22 protein-coding genes are annotated in these 19,696 nt (G+C 38.0%); 19 read left to right on the forward strand and 3 right to left on the reverse strand.

The features are described 5' to 3' along the window. Positions 1-40: 40 nt before the first annotated feature. The 5 genes from dnaJ (at position 41) to deoC (ending at position 5,185) form a co-directional block, all read left to right on the forward strand. A complete protein-coding gene (dnaJ, locus tag BkAM31D_RS04850) occupies positions 41-1,150 on the forward strand; it encodes a molecular chaperone DnaJ (RefSeq protein WP_066155485.1) in 1,110 nt (369 codons plus the stop codon). A gap of 29 nt (positions 1,151-1,179) precedes the next feature. Next, positions 1,180-2,115: a 50S ribosomal protein L11 methyltransferase gene (prmA, locus tag BkAM31D_RS04855; protein ID WP_066156178.1), complete on the forward strand. Its 936-nt coding sequence runs from the start codon at positions 1,180-1,182 to the stop codon at positions 2,113-2,115. Between the two features lie 101 nt (positions 2,116-2,216). Further along, positions 2,217-2,969 (forward strand): 16S rRNA (uracil(1498)-N(3))-methyltransferase, encoded by a 753-nt coding sequence (locus BkAM31D_RS04860; RefSeq protein ID WP_066155482.1) that lies wholly within the window; start codon positions 2,217-2,219, stop codon positions 2,967-2,969. Positions 2,970-2,974: 5 nt separating this feature from the next. Then, on the forward strand, positions 2,975-4,324 hold the full coding sequence (gene mtaB, locus BkAM31D_RS04865; RefSeq protein ID WP_066155479.1) for a tRNA (N(6)-L-threonylcarbamoyladenosine(37)-C(2))-methylthiotransferase MtaB: 1,350 nt from the start codon (positions 2,975-2,977) through the stop codon (positions 4,322-4,324). Between the two features lie 186 nt (positions 4,325-4,510). Beyond that, positions 4,511-5,185, forward strand: a complete 675-nt coding sequence (gene deoC / locus BkAM31D_RS04870; protein ID WP_066155476.1) for a deoxyribose-phosphate aldolase — start codon at positions 4,511-4,513, stop codon at positions 5,183-5,185. 63 nt (positions 5,186-5,248) lie between these two features. Here the strand turns inward: deoC and BkAM31D_RS04875 are convergent, their stop codons facing one another. Together BkAM31D_RS04875 and ymzB are read right to left on the reverse strand one after the other, a co-directional pair. Further along, positions 5,249-6,535 (reverse strand): ATP-binding protein, encoded by a 1,287-nt coding sequence (locus BkAM31D_RS04875; protein ID WP_066155472.1) that lies wholly within the window; start codon positions 6,533-6,535, stop codon positions 5,249-5,251. 142 nt (positions 6,536-6,677) lie between these two features. Next, positions 6,678-7,034, reverse strand: a complete 357-nt coding sequence (gene ymzB / locus BkAM31D_RS04880; RefSeq protein WP_084372239.1) for a protein YmzB — start codon at positions 7,032-7,034, stop codon at positions 6,678-6,680. A gap of 353 nt (positions 7,035-7,387) precedes the next feature. Between ymzB and BkAM31D_RS04885 the strand changes: the two genes are divergently transcribed. Beyond that, complete coding sequence (locus BkAM31D_RS04885) at positions 7,388-7,879, forward strand: hypothetical protein (RefSeq protein WP_066156175.1); 492 nt, start codon at positions 7,388-7,390, stop codon at positions 7,877-7,879. 54 nt (positions 7,880-7,933) lie between these two features. Here BkAM31D_RS04885 and BkAM31D_RS04890 read toward each other — a convergent pair whose 3' ends face one another. Beyond that, positions 7,934-8,866 (reverse strand): Na/Pi symporter, encoded by a 933-nt coding sequence (locus BkAM31D_RS04890; RefSeq protein ID WP_066155467.1) that lies wholly within the window; start codon positions 8,864-8,866, stop codon positions 7,934-7,936. A 208-nt stretch (positions 8,867-9,074) separates the two neighbouring features. Between BkAM31D_RS04890 and BkAM31D_RS04895 the strand changes: the two genes are divergently transcribed. From BkAM31D_RS04895 to BkAM31D_RS04950, 13 genes are all read left to right on the forward strand, one after another. Beyond that, entirely contained in the window at positions 9,075-9,638 is a 564-nt protein-coding gene (locus BkAM31D_RS04895; RefSeq protein ID WP_066155464.1) for a TetR/AcrR family transcriptional regulator, read from the forward strand. A 221-nt stretch (positions 9,639-9,859) separates the two neighbouring features. Beyond that, entirely contained in the window at positions 9,860-10,033 is a 174-nt protein-coding gene (gene rpsU / locus BkAM31D_RS04900; protein WP_003323311.1) for a 30S ribosomal protein S21, read from the forward strand. 22 nt (positions 10,034-10,055) lie between these two features. Next, positions 10,056-10,499, forward strand: a complete 444-nt coding sequence (locus tag BkAM31D_RS04905; RefSeq protein WP_066155461.1) for a GatB/YqeY domain-containing protein — start codon at positions 10,056-10,058, stop codon at positions 10,497-10,499. Positions 10,500-10,755: 256 nt separating this feature from the next. Further along, positions 10,756-11,769, forward strand: a complete 1,014-nt coding sequence (locus tag BkAM31D_RS04910; protein WP_306807443.1) for an NfeD family protein — start codon at positions 10,756-10,758, stop codon at positions 11,767-11,769. After that, positions 11,766-12,098, forward strand: a complete 333-nt coding sequence (locus tag BkAM31D_RS24660) for an NfeD family protein (protein WP_306807444.1) — start codon at positions 11,766-11,768, stop codon at positions 12,096-12,098. The genes BkAM31D_RS04910 and BkAM31D_RS24660 overlap by 4 nt, the downstream gene beginning before the upstream one ends. An 18-nt stretch (positions 12,099-12,116) precedes the next feature. Then, entirely contained in the window at positions 12,117-13,118 is a 1,002-nt protein-coding gene (gene floA / locus BkAM31D_RS04915) for a flotillin-like protein FloA (protein WP_066155453.1), read from the forward strand. Positions 13,119-13,154: 36 nt separating this feature from the next. Then, the gene (locus BkAM31D_RS04920) at positions 13,155-13,685 is read left to right on the forward strand and encodes a YqfB family membrane protein (protein WP_157076833.1); all 531 of its coding nucleotides are present in this window, start codon (positions 13,155-13,157) and stop codon (positions 13,683-13,685) included. 145 nt (positions 13,686-13,830) lie between these two features. After that, the gene (gene yqfC, locus BkAM31D_RS04925; RefSeq protein ID WP_066155447.1) at positions 13,831-14,121 is read left to right on the forward strand and encodes a sporulation protein YqfC; all 291 of its coding nucleotides are present in this window, start codon (positions 13,831-13,833) and stop codon (positions 14,119-14,121) included. 54 nt (positions 14,122-14,175) lie between these two features. Further along, entirely contained in the window at positions 14,176-15,375 is a 1,200-nt protein-coding gene (yqfD, locus tag BkAM31D_RS04930) for a sporulation protein YqfD (RefSeq protein WP_066155444.1), read from the forward strand. A 5-nt stretch (positions 15,376-15,380) separates the two neighbouring features. Further along, on the forward strand, positions 15,381-16,349 hold the full coding sequence (locus BkAM31D_RS04935; protein WP_066155442.1) for a PhoH family protein: 969 nt from the start codon (positions 15,381-15,383) through the stop codon (positions 16,347-16,349). Between the two features lie 238 nt (positions 16,350-16,587). Further along, positions 16,588-18,783 (forward strand): HD family phosphohydrolase, encoded by a 2,196-nt coding sequence (locus BkAM31D_RS04940; RefSeq protein WP_066155437.1) that lies wholly within the window; start codon positions 16,588-16,590, stop codon positions 18,781-18,783. Next, positions 18,767-19,240 carry an rRNA maturation RNase YbeY gene (gene ybeY / locus BkAM31D_RS04945; RefSeq protein WP_066155434.1) on the forward strand — a complete coding sequence of 158 codons (474 nt, stop codon included), beginning with the start codon at positions 18,767-18,769 and terminating at the stop codon, positions 19,238-19,240. The genes BkAM31D_RS04940 and ybeY overlap by 17 nt, the downstream gene beginning before the upstream one ends. Before the next feature lie 58 nt (positions 19,241-19,298). After that, positions 19,299-19,634, forward strand: coding sequence for a diacylglycerol kinase family protein (locus BkAM31D_RS04950; protein WP_371807183.1), 336 nt, complete (start codon positions 19,299-19,301; stop codon positions 19,632-19,634). The last annotated feature ends 62 nt before the right edge of the window (positions 19,635-19,696 follow it).

A 19,696-nucleotide genomic window follows, 5' to 3' on the forward strand; every position in this document is an offset into this window, starting at 1 on the left:
ATAAGATGAACGTTATGGAATAGAGTCGGGAGTGGATGACATGAGTAAACGAGATTACTATGAAGTCCTTGGTGTCGATCAAAATGCTTCTGTTGATGAAGTGAAAAAAGCGTATCGTAAATTAGCGCGTAAATATCATCCAGATGTAAATAAAGAAGCTGATGCTACGGATAAATTTAAAGAAGTAAAAGAGGCGTATGACACGTTAAGTGACCCTCAGAAAAAGGCGCACTATGATCAATTTGGTCATACAGACCCTAACCAAGGCTTTGGTGGAGCTGGAGACTTTGGTGGGGGTTTTGGGGACATCTTTGACATGTTCTTTGGTGGTGGCGGACGTAGAAATCCAAATGCACCTCGTCAAGGAGCCGATCTGCAATACACGATGACTCTTGAGTTTAAAGAGGCTGTCTTCGGAAAAGATACAGAAATTGAAATTCCTCGTGAAGAGACATGTAACACTTGTACCGGTAGTGGGGCAAAGCCTGGAACTAAACCAGAAACTTGTTCTCATTGCGGTGGGGCAGGCCAATTAAACGTAGAACAGAATACACCATTTGGACGGGTTGTAAATCGTCGCGTTTGTCATCACTGTGATGGAACAGGTAAGTTTATTAAAAACAAGTGTACGACATGTGGTGGAAAAGGAAAAGTACGTAAACGTAAAAAAATAAGTGTGAAAGTTCCAGCGGGTATTGATCACGGTCAACAATTACGTGTTTCTGGTCAAGGAGAAGCTGGGGTTAACGGTGGGCCTCCTGGAGACCTATACGTTGTCTTTAATGTGAAAACTCATGAATTCTTTGATCGTGATGGTGATGACATCTACTGTGAAATGCCTTTAACTTTTGCGCAAGTAGCACTTGGTGATGAAATTGAAGTACCGACATTGAGTGGCAAAGTAAAACTGAAAATTCCTGCTGGGACACAGACTGGGACTAATTTCCGCCTTCGTGGAAAAGGGGTTCCGAACGTTCATGGACGTGGTCAGGGCGATCAGCATGTTAAGATCAGAGTCGTTACACCTAAAAACCTAACGGACAAGGAAAAGGATTTAATAAGAGATTTTGCTCAAATGTCTGGCGGACAGCCTGATGAGCAAAATGACAGCTTTTTTGCAAAAGTAAAACGCGCCTTTAAGGGAGAATAGCAATCTAAGGATGGAGTTGGAGATTTATGATGAAATGGTCGGAATTTAGTATTCATACGACAGAGGAAGCGGTAGAGCCGGTTTGTAATATATTACATGAAGCTGGTGCAAGTGGTGTCGTTATAGAAGATCCCTTAGATCTAGTAAAGGATTGGGGAGATAAATTCGGTGAGATCTACCAACTCTCTCCAGATGATTATCCTGAAGAAGGAGTTATTATTAAGGCTTATTTCCCTGTTAATAGCTTTTTATCTGAAACTATTGAGGAAATCAAAGAATCAATCAATGGCTTGCTTTTATATGATATTGATCTTGGTCATAATAAAGTTCAATTGATAGAGGTTCACGAAGAAGAGTGGGCAACTGCGTGGAAGAAGTATTATAAGCCTGTGAAAGTGTCAAGTTCGATTACTATTACTCCTACTTGGGAGGAGTATCAACCTACAGTTGGTGAAATGGTAATAGAACTTGACCCTGGAATGGCTTTTGGGACAGGAACACATCCAACGACCGTTCTATGTATTCAAGCTTTAGATAAATATTTAAATGGTGGAGAAACGGTTGTAGATGTTGGAACTGGCTCAGGGGTATTAAGCATCGCTGCGGCAAAGTTAGGTGTGAAAAGTGTATTAGCGCTTGATCTTGATTATGTTGCAGTTGAAAGTGCTGCGTTAAATGTCAACTTAAATCGTGTTCAAGACGTCGTAACAGTCAAACAAAATAACTTACTAGAAGATGTTGATGGACAATATGATATTGTTGTAGCGAATATCCTAGCGGAGGTCATTGTTCGGTTTGTTCAAGATGCGGCAGCGGTTCTTAAACCAAATGGATTATATATAACTTCTGGTATTATTAAACGTAAGAAACAAGAGGTTAAAGATGCTCTATTAGCTGGTGGATTTAACATTGAAGAAGTAATTGAAATGGATGATTGGGTAGCGATTATTGCTCGTAAGCAATAAAAGTCTAGAATATGCTTTTTTGAAAAATTAGCTCACTCAGTTCGTCATGTAGCTATTTTACGTAGTATTCACTACATTAATAAAATGTGAGGAAGATGAACATGCAGCGTTACTTTGTTGCGAAAGAGCAAATGACTAAACATGAAGTTGTGATTACAGGTGAAGATGTTAAACATATCTCACGTGTAATGCGAATGAATATTAATGATGAAATCATTTGTAGCAATAATGAATCTCGTACGGTTAAATGTGTCATTACAAGGCTAGCAGATCAGGAAATTGTAGCTAAGATTGTACAAGAAATCACACCCAATACGGAGCTACCAATAGAGGTAACGATTGCTCAAGGGTTACCTAAAGGGGATAAATTAGATTTAATTATCCAAAAGGGGACGGAGCTCGGAGCCAGTGCGTTTATTCCTTTTTCTGCTTCCAGGTCAATTGTAAAATGGGATCGTAAAAAGGCTGGAAAAAAAATCGAACGTCTAGAGAAGATTGCTAAAGAAGCTGCGGAGCAATCCTATCGAGAAAGAATTCCTGTAGTTCACCAAGTCCTTGCTTTACCAAAATTATTAAAAGAAATGGCTACCTTCGATCGTGTGATTATAGCTTATGAAGAATCTGCGAAAGAGGGCGAACATGCTCAACTTGCACGGGTATTAAATGAATTGTCTCCAGGTCAAAAGCTTCTGTGTATCATTGGACCTGAAGGTGGTCTATCTGAAGAAGAAGTAAATCAATTAAAACAAGCAGGTGCCATTCCTTGCGGATTTGGTCCAAGAATATTGCGTACCGAAACAGCTGCATTATATGCACTTGCTGTAAGTTCGTACCATTTTGAATTAATGAGGTGAAGACAATGCCTACAGTGGCGTTTCATACATTAGGCTGTAAAGTGAATCATTATGAAACAGAAGCGATTTGGCAGCTGTTTCAAAAAGAAGGCTATGAAAAAGTAGAGTTTGAATCGACGTCGGATGTCTATGTAATTAATACGTGCACAGTGACGAATACAGGTGATAAGAAAAGTCGTCAAGTCATTCGTAGAGCCGTTCGTAAAAATCCTGATGCTGTCATATGTGTAACCGGTTGTTATGCTCAAACATCACCAGCTGAAATTATGGCAATTCCAGGAGTCGATATTGTTGTTGGTACGCAGGATCGAGTGAAGATGCTGGAATATATTGAGCAATTTAAGCGTGAACGGGAGCCTATTAATGGTGTAGGAAACATTATGAAGTCTCGCGTATATGAAGAACTGGATGTTCCTGCTTTTACAGATCGTACACGTGCTTCTTTAAAGATTCAAGAAGGTTGTAACAACTTTTGTACATTCTGTATCATTCCTTGGGCTCGTGGCTTGATGCGCTCGCGAGATCCAAAAGAAGTAATTAAGCAAGCGCAACAATTAGTTGATGCAGGCTACAAGGAGATTGTTTTAACGGGAATTCACACTGGTGGTTATGGTGAAGATCTTAAAGATTATAGCTTGGCTCGTTTACTAGAAGATTTAGAGCAAGTTAAAGGCTTAAAGAGAATTCGTATATCTTCAATTGAAGCAAGTCAATTAACAGATGAAGTCATTAATGTAATTGACCGTTCTGAAAAAGTAGTCCGTCATTTGCATATTCCACTTCAATCAGGGTCGAACACGGTTCTTAAAAGAATGCGCCGTAAATATACGATGGAGTTTTTTGGAGAGCGTCTAGACCGATTAAAAGAAGTGCTACCTGGACTAGCTGTTACATCTGATGTTATCGTTGGGTTCCCGGGCGAAACAGAAGAAGAATTTCAGGAAACATTTGATTTTATCGCTAAACATAAATTTAGTGAACTTCATGTCTTTCCATATTCGAAGCGTACGGGAACTCCAGCTGCGCGAATGGAAGATCAAGTTGACGAAGAAGTGAAAAATGAAAGAGTGCATCGTTTAATTGAATTATCGAATCAATTAGCGAAGGAATATGCTTCATTGTTTGAAGGAGAAGTTCTTGAAGTGATTCCAGAGGAACAAGATAAAGAGAATCCTAATAGCGGTCAATATATTGGATATACAGATAATTATTTAAAAGTGAAAGTACCAGCCACTAATGATATGATTGGAAAGCTTGTAAAGGTTAAGATTACAAAGGCTGGCTATCCTTATAATCAAGGTGAATTTGTTCGTGTAATGGACGATGTTCCTTTAAAAGCAGTTGTGGGTAGATAATAAAAGCATCAAGGTGCCACTTTTTAAAGTGGGCCTTGATGCTTTTTTATAAAGGCATGTAAAAGAAAATAGTGGGAAGAATAAGTACAGGTATGGAAAGGTATTGAAGCGTGATGTATCTTTTGCAATTTTGTGATACGATAAGAGAGGTACGGACAACTTACATATTAGAGAGGATGTTTTAACTTGATTCAATCAATTGCAAATTATATTGACCATACAGCATTAAAAGCAGATACAACTAAGGAACAGATCTTAACATTATGTGATGAAGCGAAACAATATAAGTTTGCGTCAGTTTGTATTAACCCTACTTGGGTAAAAGTAGCAGCTGAACAATTAAAAGATGTTGAAGAAGTGAAAGTTTGTACAGTGATTGGCTTTCCATTAGGAGCCAATACACCTGAAGTGAAAGCATTTGAGACAAGCAATGCGATAGCAAATGGAGCAACAGAAGTTGATATGGTAATTAATATCGCGGCACTAAAAGATCTAGATTATGAATTTGTTGAACGTGATATTCGTGCTGTCATTGATGCAGCAAAAGGCAAAGCACTAACTAAAGTTATTATTGAAACAAGCCTTTTGACGGATGAAGAAAAAGTGCGTGCTTGTGAGATTGCGGTTAAAGCAGGCGCTGATTTTGTCAAGACGTCAACAGGTTTCTCGACTGGTGGAGCGACGGTTGAGGATATAACTCTTATGAGAAAAACGGTCGGACCTACGATTGGCGTTAAAGCTTCAGGTGGAGTCCGTGATCTAGAAGGAGCAAAAGCGATGATTGAAGCAGGAGCAACACGAATTGGTGCTAGTGCTGGTGTTTCAATTGTAAATGGTGAGACGGCAACAACAGATTATTAATGAAAGGGAGAGGGTGTATCAAAAGGCTTATTAATGACCTTTTCATACACCCTCTCTTCACCCTTATTGTTGGATTGTTTCTTCTTTTGTTACGAGTGGTATGGAGATATTAAAAGTGGTACCATGACCAGATTGACTTTGTATAAAGATTTCCCCCCTCATTGCTTTTATAATACTAAAGGAAACCATTGTACCAAGGCCTGTACCAGTCGTTTTAGTGGAATAATATGGAGTCCCTAATCGTCGAATTTGATCCTCGCTCATTCCAATCCCATCGTCAGTTATCGAAATTGAAACGGTACCCTCCAACTTCTTCACTGAAAATGTTAATGTTCCACTTTCTAGCATTGCTTCAATGCCATTCTTCGCTATATTGATTAAACTTTGATGTAGTTTCTGTTTCTCCCCAGCAATAAAAGCTTCGTCAGATCTTTCAAATTCAATATGTACATCCTTCATTGTGGCATAAGGAGTTATGACTTTTAATACGTATTGAAGTTCCTTATTAATCTCTAAAAGTTCGATGTTCTCCAAAGATGGTTTGGCGAATGTTAAATAATCAGAAATAATGACCTCTGCTCGTTCTAGTTCTTCTAAGGAGAGTTTAATATAAAATTCTTTTTTCTCTTGTGATAAACTATGGTCTTGTAACAACTGAAGAAACCCTTTCGTAACTGTAAGAGGATTCCTTACTTCATGTGAGATGCTAGCTGCGATCTCACTGACAACTTTTAACTTTTCTAATTCTTTTAATTCGCTCAAAATGATACTTTCTTTTTTTGCTCGTTCAATGAAATGAATGAATAAGAACATAACAATAAGTTGCATAAAGTAGAAACTAGAAAGAGAAAGCCATTCATTCCTCGATAAGTTGATGCCAAATAGATAAATTACTGACAATAATATTAATACGCCAATAAAATGAGTCGTTAAGGCAAGAGTTAATTTTCTTTTCTGTTGTGTTGATTTCGTGAAAAGTGGAGATACGAAAAATAAAATGAAATAAAGTAAGCTATAAATAACAAGTGAAGAATAAAAGCCACTATCATAACTAATCATGAAGCGATACGTTAGGATAACAAGAAGAAGGAATAATCCAACTCTCCTCCCGCCATATAGGGCACCGATGATTAAAGGAATTAGGCGATAATCGAATATAAAACCAGGATGTGGTGAAAACGTAAAAGACATACATAGGATAATGGATAAGGATGATATAATTGCAATCAAAATTTCATTTGAAACTCGATTAATTTTTCCCTCCATGTATTTATGGTAAATAAAAAAAAGAAGAAATATAAATGTAAGGTTTAATAAAAAGATTTGTAGATCGAATAATAGCCCGTTCATATTTCCCCTCTTTTTGTCGAATTAAAGTATTACTTAGACATTCTCTATTTTTGGATTAATCCCTTCTTAACTTTCGAATTATTTTTTAAATAAAAAAGATAAAGGTGGTTAGAATATAACTCCTTTATCTGTAAGTTTGTTGCTAGATCGTTTTTATAATATTATATATTGCTTTTTCTGTTTCAACTTTTAATCCGCTTGTCCCCTTTGAAGTAGTAACGTTTCCAGTAAGAGGTATTTCATATGCATTTTGGGGCAAATTTGCTGTTCCTTCAGTACTTTGAATAGTTCCTTCGCCGTGGAGGATTAGTTCGTTACCGGGAATATAATCATCAATACTACCTTCATTCGTTACAAGTGAAATATGGTCAAGGTTAAGAGTTACTTGATCTATATCACTTATGTGTTGTAGGCCTGTTGCTAACTCTTCCTTTCGAATTTGCAAGGTTGATCCTTTATGAGTTTCTAACCATTGTGTTAGTTGTTCGATCTGTTCCACGTTCATCTACCTCCTTATATCTATTTGTACTGTTCCCATTCAAGATTACGATCATTCACAGGCGGCAATTACCTTTTGGTTGGCTAGATAATATTGGCATGGTCTAAATCAAATATAATGATGAATTAAGATTATAATAACTCGTGTCCTATAAATTTCATTTAGGATAGGGCTTTTTTTGGAGGTGCATTACCATCGATGGAATGTTATTCTTCCTTATGCTTGGACTTGTTGCCGTATTAGCGTTGACTATTTTCATGAAAACGAAACGCGTTCCGGCACCGGCACCAGTTCCTATTGATCGACCTAATCAAAATGTACCTAATCAGAATGCATTTAAGGAGGAGTTTGCTATGGAAAAAACGACAAAAGACGTTGTGGAAGCTGTTGCAGAGCGCAAAGCGGAAGAAGAGATTGGTGAAGAATTAAACCCTTTAAGAGGACACTTAGAAACAATGCAGTCGACATTAAGTCAACTTCAATCAAGTCAGCAACAAGCTAGCTCTATTATGAATGCATCGAACCAAGATCAACAACAAACGGATCAATTGCTTCAACAAATGCAACAAATTAGCACACAAGCACAACAACAGCAACAAAAGGCCTTTCAACAACTGCAACAGTCTATTCAGCAAGCTACACAGATGTTAGGCGGAGTCAGCCAATCGATTCAATCCATTAATGTATTGAATCAAATGCAGCAACAAATTAATCAATCACAGCAACAATTACAACAACAAACGCAACAACAGCAACAGCAGCAACAAGAACTTCAAAAGTTACAACAAATGCAAACTCAACAAGGGATGGACATGAGTAACCAATCTCAATCATATCAGAACTAACGGAAAAGGGGCGTCCCAGAAGGTTAAAACATACCTTATAGGACGTCCCCTATTTTATGCCTTTTCTACATGCAACCATTCCACAAATCTTGCAAAATATGTAGCAACTGGAAGCATTAAAAAAGAGCAAACTACATTGAAAATTAAGCTTGCGTGTGCAAGTTGCATCATAGGAGAGGAAGTGAGGCTAATTGCAACAGAACTTAACCAGCCAATAAGTGGAATAAATAAAAGAACTCCAAAGACATTTAACCAAATATTTGCATAAGCAACAAGTTTTGCACTTCGTCCTGACCCGATGCTGGCTAAATACGCAGTAATACATGTTCCTATATTAGCACCTAACATAATAGCAATACCGGCTTGAAGATTTAAGACGTGATCGGTCATAAATCCCATAGCGATAGCGGTCGTTGCTGTACTTGATTGAATAATTGCCGTTAGAATTGTTCCAATACCAACTCCTAACAATTGATGTTCGTTTGTAAGATCGAAGAACGAATGAACAGAAGGAATAGAAGCTAGTGGATAGGCTAATTTTTCAAGTCCATCCATTGCTATAAATATGCATGCCAAACCAAAAGATAGACAACCAAGTGAATAAGCCTTTGTACTTGGCATTAACAGGGCAATTAACCCGATTAACAATAACGGGATGATGAACATAGATAAATCAAGAGCAAGTAACTCAGTCGTCATAGTTGTTCCAATATTCGCTCCTAAAATGATCCCGATCGAGTGTCTGAAAGCAAGAAGTCCTGTTGCAACCAGTCCTACCGTCATGATAATAATAGCTGAACTACTTTGAAGAATAGCTGTTGCAATGGCTCCGACAATCATACCTTTCCACGCTGAATTCGTTAATCGATGTAGAAACTCCTGAAAGCGCGCTTGTCCTAATTGAAATAGACCTGCTCTCATCACAACCATACCGAATAAGAATAGTGCGATAAAAACAGCTAATAATGAAAATAGTTCTTTGACCACTGTGATTCACCTCTCATAATCAATCTATGGACAAATGGATACAAGCATGACTAAATTCAAATATTTATTGTGGAATATTAGACTATACTAAACTTTTTAAAGGAAAACAGGGGGAAACTCTAACTCTTTCTTGAATCGATAGAAAGTGATTCGGCCATTTATGTTATACTAAAGCGGATGATTTTAGAGAGATTGTGAGGAATGCAGCATGAAGGAGAAAATTGTTGAAACAAGTATAGACTTGTTTGGGAAAAATGGATTTACAGAAACGTCTATTCAAGACATTGTAGAAGCACTTGGTGTTACAAAAGGTACATTCTATTATTATTATAAAAGTAAAGAAGAGCTTCTAATGGAAATCCATCTCCGTTATATAGATGACTTAATACTAGGTCAAAAAGAAATACTAGAAAAGAAATTATCAACAGAGGAAAAGTTATATCAAATTGTTTACATGATTATGAAATATATAGAAGGGCACGGACAAAGTGCGAGAGTATTTTTCAGAGAGATGCAACATCTGAATGAAGAGCATCTAAAAGATATTTTTAGTAAAAGAGATAAGTTTAGAAAAGGGTTAAACAACGTGATTCAAGAAGGTATTGACACAGGTGAATTCAGGCAAGACTTAAATGTTAACATTGTCTCATTAGCGATTCTTGGTGCTGTGAATTGGAGTTATCATTGGTTTGATCCTAAAGGTGAACTGGACGAAAAAACAGTTTCGACGATTTATATTGATTTTATGTTGAATGGATTAAAAGCAACTTAGTCTTTCGCATGAAGACAAATGATTCAAAGTTATGAGTGGTTATCAAATAACAAGAGGAGGTTTACCAGAGCAATTTAGCCGCTAATAGGCATCTTGTTCAAAATAACGGAATCGTAGTTTTTTGGTTGACCTTTTTAAAGCTATATATTATAATTCAAAAAGACGTGCAATCACATAGACTGTACGTCCTGAGTTGGTTGTTTCGGAGGGAGGGAAATTAAATGGCAGAAACTCGTGTTCGCAAAAACGAATCGATTGATGCTGCACTTCGTCGCTTCAAGAGATCACTCTCTAAAGAAGGAACGTTGGCTGAGGTTAAAAAGCGTAAGCACTATGAAAAGCCTAGTGTTAAGCGTAAGAAGAAATCTGAAGCAGCAAGAAAACGTAAGTTCTAATTGAAGTGAGAGGGTGCTTTCATTGAATCTTCTTGAACGTTTAAATCAGGATATGAAGACTGCGATGAAGAACAAGGAAAAGGATAGACTCTCTGTCATCCGTATGGTAAAGTCGTCATTGCAAAACGAGCAAATTAAGCTTGGACGTGAGTTGACGGACGATGATAGCCTTACGGTGCTTAATCGCGAGCTGAAACAACGCAAGGATTCCCTCCATGAGTTTGAACAAGCTAACCGTGAAGATTTAGCTTCCAAGTTGCGTGCAGAAGTTGCCGTACTTGTGGACTATATGCCAGAACAGCTTTCTGAAGAAGAGGTATCGACAATTGTAAAAGAAACAATTGTTGAAGTAGGCGCTTCAACCAAAGCAGACATGGGTAAGGTCATGGGAGCAGTCATGCCTAAGGTTAAAGGAAAAGCTGATGGTGGTCTTGTGAATCGTCTTGTACAACAACATTTATCATAATGACATAAACGTCTCATCTCTGACTTATAGAGATGAGACGTTTTTTTATTGAAGATAGTTGTTTATCATTATTTCTAAATTGGCATTATAATAGGGACTTTCGAGTTTACAGTAGATTATTAACAGCTTTACTAGTGTTTCGGTCTACACTCATGATAAGATTTATATGAAAAAGTTATAAATTTTTTGGGAATTAGTGAAACCATTCGACGCTAATTTTCGTAAAAAGGACATAGCAATAGAGGGGAGGTTTCGTATGGCAACTAGACGTTGGAGGTTATTTTTTTCCTTTACGTTTGTGATCTTAGCTTTATTACTGATTCCGCTACAAACGATGGTACACAGTGAAAGGGAAGCATCGGGTGAGGAGCTAATTTATTATATTCCAGTTGAACAAACGGTTGAAAGAGGCCTTGAGGCATTTATGGCCCGCTCGTTTGCAAATGCAATCGAGGAAGGTGCTTCTCATATTATTCTCGAGATGGATACACCAGGAGGAGCAGTAGATGCTGCTGGTAATATTGCACTTCTTATTCAAGAAACAGATATACCGGTCATTACTTATGTAAAGAACAAAGCTATTTCAGCTGGTGCATATATCGCGTTAAATACAGATGAAATTGTGATGGCTCCTGGTGCGACTATGGGATCTGCAGCGGTAATTGATGGAGCTGGAAACGCGGCTGAAGAAAAAACTCAATCCTATTGGCTTTCAGAAATGCGCAGTGCTGCTGAATTAAATGGTCGCGATCCGCAATACGCATTAGCGATGGCTGATAATCGTATTGACCTACCGGAATTAAATGCGCCTGAAGGGGAGTTACTTACCTTAACGGCCCAACAAGCGATGCAAGTAGGTTATGCAGAAGCGATTGCTTCTAATCGAGGAGAACTGCTTGAATATTTAGAGCTTGAAAATGCAGTTGAAATAGAAATGCAAGTTAGCTTTTCTGAGCAAATTGCACGTTTTGTAACCCATCCCGTTGTGATTCCGATATTATTATCAATTGGTAGCCTAGGTCTTGTTCTTGAGCTGTATTCACCTGGATTTGGTGTGCCTGGTATTATGGGTATTTCTGCATTGCTGCTATTTTTCTTTGGTCATATGTTTGCAGGGTTTGCAGGTTGGGAATCGATGATCTTGTTTGTAGTTGGCTTTTTGTTAATTATAGTTGAAATATTTGTCCCGGGTTTTGGAATTTTTGGTTTGCTTGGAATCGGAGCAATCATTGGGGGATGCTTCTCGCATCTTTTTCGACGGCTTCAATGATAATTTATATAGCGATTGCATTAGTCATTACCACAGTAGCGGCGATTCTGATATTCCGTTACTTTGGTCATCGTGGCCCGATGCGCAAAGTCATTCATACTGATTCAACAAGTACTGAAAAAGGCTATATTACTAATGAAACAAGAAAAGAACTTTTGGGGCAAATAGGAGAAACTTTAACCCCTCTTCGACCATCAGGGTCAGCCGTTTTTGTAAAGGAACGCCTTGACGTTATCTCTGAGGGAGGCTATATTGAACAGGGTAAGAAAGTTGAGGTTGTGTATACAGCCGGTTCTCGTATTGTTGTAAGAGAAGTAAAAGAAGATTAAAAAGGGAGGAAATGAATTATGGCATTAGATGCTGGGAGCATTAGTTTGTTGATTGGTCTTGCGGTTTTATTAATTTTACTTGCGGTATTATTTACGTTTGTACCAGTAATGCTTTGGATCTCCGCTTTAGCAGCAGGAGTTCGAATTGGGATTTTTGAATTAGTTGGGATGAGGTTACGTCGTGTTATTCCTGCACGTGTTGTTAACCCATTAATTAAAGCTGTTAAAGCAGGTCTTGATTTAAGTACTTCGAAATTAGAGGGGCACTATCTTGCAGGTGGTAATGTTGACCGTGTCGTTAACGCGTTAATTGCTGCTCAACGTGCTAATATTGATCTTAGCTTTGAACGTGCAGCGGCAATCGACTTAGCGGGTCGTGATGTACTAGAAGCGGTACAGATGAGTGTAAACCCGAAAGTAATTGAAACTCCATTTATTGCGGGGGTAGCGATGGATGGAATTGAAGTGAAAGCAAAGGCTCGTATTACTGTTCGTGCCAACATTGATCGTTTAGTCGGTGGTGCGGGTGAAGATACAGTTATTGCTCGTGTTGGTGAAGGGATTGTATCTACAATCGGTTCAGCTGAAAACCATAAAAGGGTATTAGAAAATCCTGATATGATTTCTCAAACTGTCTTGTCAAAAGGACTAGATGCAGGTACTGCATTTGAAATTCTATCAATTGATATTGCAGATATTGATATCGGTAAGAATATCGGTGCAGAACTTCAAACAGACCAAGCGGAAGCAGATAAGAAGATTGCTCAAGCGAAGGCTGAAGAACGCCGTGCGATGGCTGTTGCGAAAGAACAAGAAATGAAGGCGAAGGTTGAAGAAATGCGTGCTAAGGTTGTAGAAGCGGAAGCGGAAGTTCCAATGGCACTTTCAGAAGCACTTCGTCAAGGACATATGGGTGTTATGGATTATATGAACTATCAAAATATCATGGCAGATACGGATATGCGTGGGTCGATTAGCAAGGCGACTGATGAGGACTCAAGTAATCCAAAAAATAATTAATTATGAATCCTCCCAAAGGTTTGAAAGGAGGAATGGATGATGTCATTAGATCAGATTATTGATCTTATCATGCAGAATATTGTATTTATCGCAGTTGTGATAGGTGGTCTTATAAGTATGTTCGGTAGGTTAAGTGGCGCCAACCAGCAAGAGAGTCAAGATCAGCGAAAAAGGCGTCCCCATTCACCACCTTTAAACGAGCAAAGAGAAGAGCAGGTTGATTGGCGTGAAATTTTCAAGCAAGAAGAAAGAGAACCTGAGCCGCAACCGACTCAAACAGCTAAATCAATTGAACCTTCTTTATCTACAGTTTCTGAAGAAGTTTCGAGTAGACAACAACAACTACAGGAACAATATGAAGAAATGCGTCGTAAAAGGGAAAGATCATCTAGACAAACTAAGGAAATACGTAATGTTCCAAAAACAGAGGTCACTTCTGATGATAAGCTAGATTTAGGTTTAAATCGATTATCAAATAAAGAGGCGATGAAAGCTGTTGTATGGGCAGAAGTGCTTGGAAGTCCACGAGCAAAGCGTCCGCATCCGACTTTTTCAAAAAGAAGATAAAAGTAAGCAGTACCTATTAGGTACTGCTTTTTTGTGTCTTATTTTTGAAAAGGTTACCAAGATTAATAAATTCTTTCTTTCTCAACGATTCGTTGTGATAACGAGGAATTGTTGAACATAAAGATTAAAGAGAGGGGGTCACAACATGAAAAAAGTGAGACAACAAATGAAAGATTGGATGACAAAGCAAATGCAACTTCCTGCTGATGTCATGATGGACCTGCCGCGAATTACAATGATTGGTCAACTACATATATATATTGAAAACCATCGCGGTGTTTTACGATTCTCGAATCAAGAGCTCCGCTTGTTATTAAAGCAGGGTCAATTGTTAATTAAAGGTGACCACTTTGTTATTAAAACAATATTGCCTGAGGAATTGTTGCTTGAGGGACGTATTGACGAGGTGGTGTATTTAGATGAAAAACAAAAGTAGACAAAGAATAACTTGTTTAAGTATACAGGTGTTTGGAAGGGGGAAAACATAAAAATGAATAATTATTGGACTAACCATCTAAATGGTTATGTGCGAGTACGAATTGATGGGGATTATCCGGAACGCTTTTTAAATAGGTGTATTGAACATGATATTTCAATTTGGCAAATTAAAAGAATTGGTGATAAACGAATTGTATGTTATATGGATGTTGAAGATGCCAAGCGAATCCGTCCATTATTAAGACAAACGAGTTGTAAAGTAACTTTTGTACAAAGGCGAGGGGTGCCCTTCTTACTCAAACGGATACTAAATAGGTCCGGTTTTGTTGCAGGAATTGCTGCTTTTTTAGTTGTGATGTTTGTGTTATCAAATATGGTATGGAATGTTGAAATTAAAGGGGCCTCTCCTCAAGTGGAACACGAATTGAGGCAAGTTGTGTCCGAAATGGGGATCAAAAGAGGTACCTTTCAATTCTCGTTACCAAGTGTAGAGTTAATTCAGCGTGATGTAACAGAGCTAGTTCAAGGAGCTACTTGGGTTGGAGTACGTCAAAAAGGGACGACCTATGAGTTTGAGGTTGTTGAACAGCAGTTACCTGAGGAAGCTGATCGTTACAGTCCAAGGCACCTAGTTGCATCAAAGAAAGCAATCATTCATAAAATATTTGTTGAACACGGGCAAGCGGAAGTTAAGCCTAATGATTTTGTTCGAAAAGGAGATAGGCTTGTTTCGGGCTATATTGGAAAAAAAGATGCAGAAGATGAAGAAAAACAATTAGTACCAGCCCAGGCAGTCGTTCTTGGCGAGATTTGGTACAAGTCAGACGTGTCTGTTCCACTTGATACTCTTTTTACAACTCTTACTGGGGAAAAGAAAGTCAAAAGTTATGTTGAATTATGGGGACTAGATATACCTATTTGGGGGTTTGGGAAAACAGAGTTTCCGGAGTTCACCGAATTCACTCATCAACGTCCTTTTCAATTTTTTAAGTGGACTATGCCTATATCTTACAAAAGGGTTGAATTACTTGAAACTTCACAATATGAGAGAACGTATACAAAGGAAGAAGCAGTTCGAGCCGCAAGAGAAAGAGCGCGTGATGATCTTAGGAAACATTTACCGAAGGATGCGGAAATCATTGGTGAAAAAGTTTTGCACGAAGACGTGGAGAATGGTAAAGTTAACTTAAGGATACATTACCAAGTAATAGAAGATATTACATCGGAGCAGCCGATTATTCAAGGAGACTGAGTCTATTGACAGAAACGAAAACAATACAGCTAGAAGTCAAGAATGCCAATGAGACACAAGCGCTGATTGGACCTCATGACAGACACCTTAAGAGAATGGAAGAATTGCTAGGCGTTACAATTGTCACACGAGGTGAAGAGGTACAAGTTACTGGAGAAGATCAGAAGACGGAAATCGTTGGCAATGTTATTGCTACCTTAATTCAGTTAATCCGAAAAGGTATCTCAATATCTGAGCGTGATGTAGTATACGCAATTCAATTAGCAGAACAAAACAGACTTGAAGAGTTATTGGAATTATATGATGAAAAAGTAGCAACAAATGTAAAAGGTAAACCGATTATTGCAAAAACACTTGGCCAAAGGCATTATGTAAGTGCTTTAAGAAAGAAAGACATGGTTTTTGGTATCGGACCAGCCGGTACTGGTAAAACGTATTTGGCTGTTGTTATGGCTGTTACAGCGTTAAAGGAAGGGCATGTCAAACGTATTGTACTTACAAGACCTGCGGTTGAAGCGGGAGAGAGTTTAGGCTTTTTGCCAGGTGACCTTAAAGAGAAAGTTGATCCTTATTTACGACCGTTATATGATGCACTGCATGATGTGTTGGGAGTTGAGCAAACAGCCCGTCTAATGGAAAGAGGAACGATTGAAGTTGCTCCTCTAGCCTATATGCGTGGTCGTACGCTTGATGATGCATATGTTATTTTAGATGAAGCTCAAAACACGACAAAAGAGCAAATGAAGATGTTTATAACTAGATTAGGATTTGGCTCAAAGATGGTTATAAATGGTGACTTGACACAAATTGATTTACCAAGAGGAAAGAAGTCAGGTTTAAAGGTAGCGATTGAAATCTTATCTAATATCCGAGAAATTGCCTTTATTTATCTGCAGCAATCGGATGTTGTCCGCCATACACTTGTACAGCAGATTTTACAAGCATATGAAGAGGATCCAAATGAGAACGAGTAGAAAGTAACGTAAGTAAGGAATGGATGATAAGCCTTGACCAAGAGGCGATAATAGGAGGGGCTGTCCCAAAAGCATGATAAAGCGTAGTACAGGCACCTTTATGAGAGAAAATCATAAACGGTAATGAAGCGGCTACACTTATTGCTTCGAGGTTGTCTCAAAAGGTCAAACAAGCGACCTTTTTGAGACAGCCTCTTCCTTTATAAATGAAAAAGTTGACGATTGTGAGGTGAAAACATTGAGAAGACAGTCATCCATTGATCAACAAATTTGGTGGAAGCGTGTCAGGGATCATCGTTACATAAGGAGTATCCTCTTTTTTACGATAGGGATAGTTCTCTATATTTTATTGGTTGGCAATGTGATTCCTGAGAAATTAGAAATTGAATTATCACAAGTGGCTGACCATGATATAAGATCTCCCATAACGGTTGAACATAAAACAGCTACAGAAGAACGGAGAAGTGCTGCTGTAGATGAAGTAGGTCCTGTTTATGAATTAAAAAGAGAGTATTCTCAAAATCAAGTAAGAAAAATTCATGACATTTTTGACTTGGTCAACCAAGTTCGAACAGAGGAATTAGTGGATGAAGATGAAGAGACCGGCGCTAGTCCTGAAGAAGAGAGAGAGGCAGATGATGCTTTGTCAGATCAAGTTGAGTTTGTCAAAGAAGTTTTATCTCCTAGGACAAGCAATGATATATCTGATCAAACATTAGAAACATTTTTACAAGCAAGTGATTCACAGTTGCAAATTGCGCGTGAAACAACAACGAATGCTGTGTATGAAATCATGAGTGAAAGAATCTCTACTCGTGATTTACCGGAAGCTAAAGAAGAAGTCAGAAACCAAATCTCAATATCAACTGTTAGTAATAATCTCCTGGAAGCGATGCAAGAGGTCGCTGAATTTGCAATTATTCCTAACTATATATATGATGCCAATGCGACTGATCAATTAAGACAAGAAGCGGCTGAAAGTGTTGAACCAGTTCTAATAAGAGAAGGTCAACTTCTTGTAAAAGAAGGGGAAATGATTAATCACGACATTTATGAGCAATTAAGAGTTGTGGGTCTATTGGATGATTCGTTTAATGTGTTTCCTTATATAGGTCTAGCGATTCTAATAGGACTAATCATAAGCATGCTTTCGTACTACCTTAATGAAGCGCAAACGTCGGTACAAAAAAATAATAGTCATCTGCTGATGTTTACAATTATTTTTATCTTGACCGTTATAATAATGAAAATCACAAGTCTGCTAGAAGGGCTAGAGGTTCAAGGCGTAGGCTTTGTTGTACCAGTATCAATAGGAGCTATGCTCATAACCGTTTTAATTCATACACGTGTAGCTTTGTTTACGAGTATCATGTTTGCTGTCATAGGGAGTATTGTATTCAACAATGAAACAGTAGGTACTTTTCATTTCAGTTATGGGTTCTATATTCTTTTTAGCTCATTTGCTGGAGCGTACTTTCTTAGTAAATCAAACCGGTTGTCTCGGATTTTAAGGGCTGGACTATTTATTTCATTTGTGAATATGATTGCGGTTTTATCGCTATTGTTTATGCGAATGGTGCAAATCGGTTGGGTGGAAATTGGGATGCATATGGCGTTTGCTTTTCTCTCAGGATTTATTGCAGCTGTTTTAACGATAGGATTGTTGCCATTTTTTGAAGCGGGCTTTGGGATATTATCAACCTCTCGATTAATTGAGCTATCAAGTCCCAATCACCCTTTGCTTCGAAAGATTCTTGTTGAAGCTCCGGGAACGTATCACCATAGTGTTGTTGTTGGGAACTTATCAGAAGCTGCATGTGAATCTATAGGTGAAAATGGCTTATTAGCTCGTGTCGGATCTTATTATCACGATTTAGGTAAAACGAAACGACCGCACTTTTTCATTGAAAATCAAATGAAAATGGAAAATCCGCATGATAAGATTTCTCCTCAGTTAAGTAGAACCATTATTATTGCTCATCCTTATGATGGGGCAGACTTATTAAGAGAATATAAAATGCCAAAGGAAATAATTGATATTGCTGAGCAACATCATGGTACTACTTTATTAAAGTACTTTTATCATAAAGCAAACAAAGAATCTGAACAGGAAATACCAGAGTCACAATTTAGGTACCCAGGACCAAAAGCGCAAACAAAGGTTTCTGCGATCGTAGGAATTGCAGATAGTGTTGAAGCGGCAGTACGTACTATTCAAAAACCGACTCCGGATAAGATTGAAACACTAGTAAGAAAAATCATTCAAGATAAACTAGAAGATGGACAATTTGATGAATCAGATTTAACTCTAAAGGAGTTAGACCAGGTGGCTGTGTCAATCTGTGAAACACTTAAAGGTACATTTCATCAAAGAATTGAGTACCCGGAGGACGTTAAAGGTAAAGGAGATAAGAAGCATGAACGTAACAGTTGATTTTCATGATGAAACGAATGAACTTTCAAACGAGCAGCAAAAACTTGTAGAAGAGGTAATTATAAAGGCAGCAGAGCTTGAAGGATTAAAAGGTGAAGTTGAGGTTTCTATTACCATTGTAGATGAGCGCCGAATTCAAGAAGTCAATCGAGATTATCGAGGAAAAGATACACCGACAGATGTGATTTCCTTTGCTTTAAATGAACAAAGTGAAGATGAACTTGCAATCGAGACAGATCCAGACATGCCCAACGTTCTAGGAGATATTATTATTTCATTAAGTCATATTAAATCTCAAGCTGAAGAGTATGGACATACATTTAATCGTGAATTAGGCTTCTTAACTGTTCATGGGATGTTACACTTACTTGGCTACGACCATTTGACAGAAGCCGAAGAGAAGGAAATGTTCTCAAGGCAAGAGGACATCTTATCAGCTTATGGGCTTACAAGATAGGAATAAAAAAGGGTTCAGAAGATTATTAAGGTCATTTAAATATGCAACAGAAGGATTAATGTATGTTTTGAAGAACGAACAGAACATGCAAATTCACCTGATAACAGCGGTATGTATTCTTGTAGCAGCCTACTTTTTTCAATTACCTTTGAATCATTGGCTCATTTTACTTTTAGTGATTGCAGGAATGTTTTCACTGGAAATAATGAATACAGCTATTGAACGAACGGTAGATTTAGTTACAAAAGATTTTCACCCATTAGCTAAACGAGCCAAAGATATTGCTGCTGCAGCAGTATTTGTTTATTGCTTATTTGCCGTCATTATAGGCTTACTCTTATTCCTTCCACCAATATTACAATTCTTTCAAAAAGGTCAATTATTGCCTTTTTGAAAGAATTAAAGCAGAGAGTGTAGCCGATACCCGTAGGTAAGTCATTGTTTCTTATAGCGTCC

This window comes from Halalkalibacter krulwichiae, from assembly GCF_002109385.1.
Lineage (GTDB): Bacteria > Bacillota > Bacilli > Bacillales > Bacillaceae_D > Halalkalibacter > Halalkalibacter krulwichiae.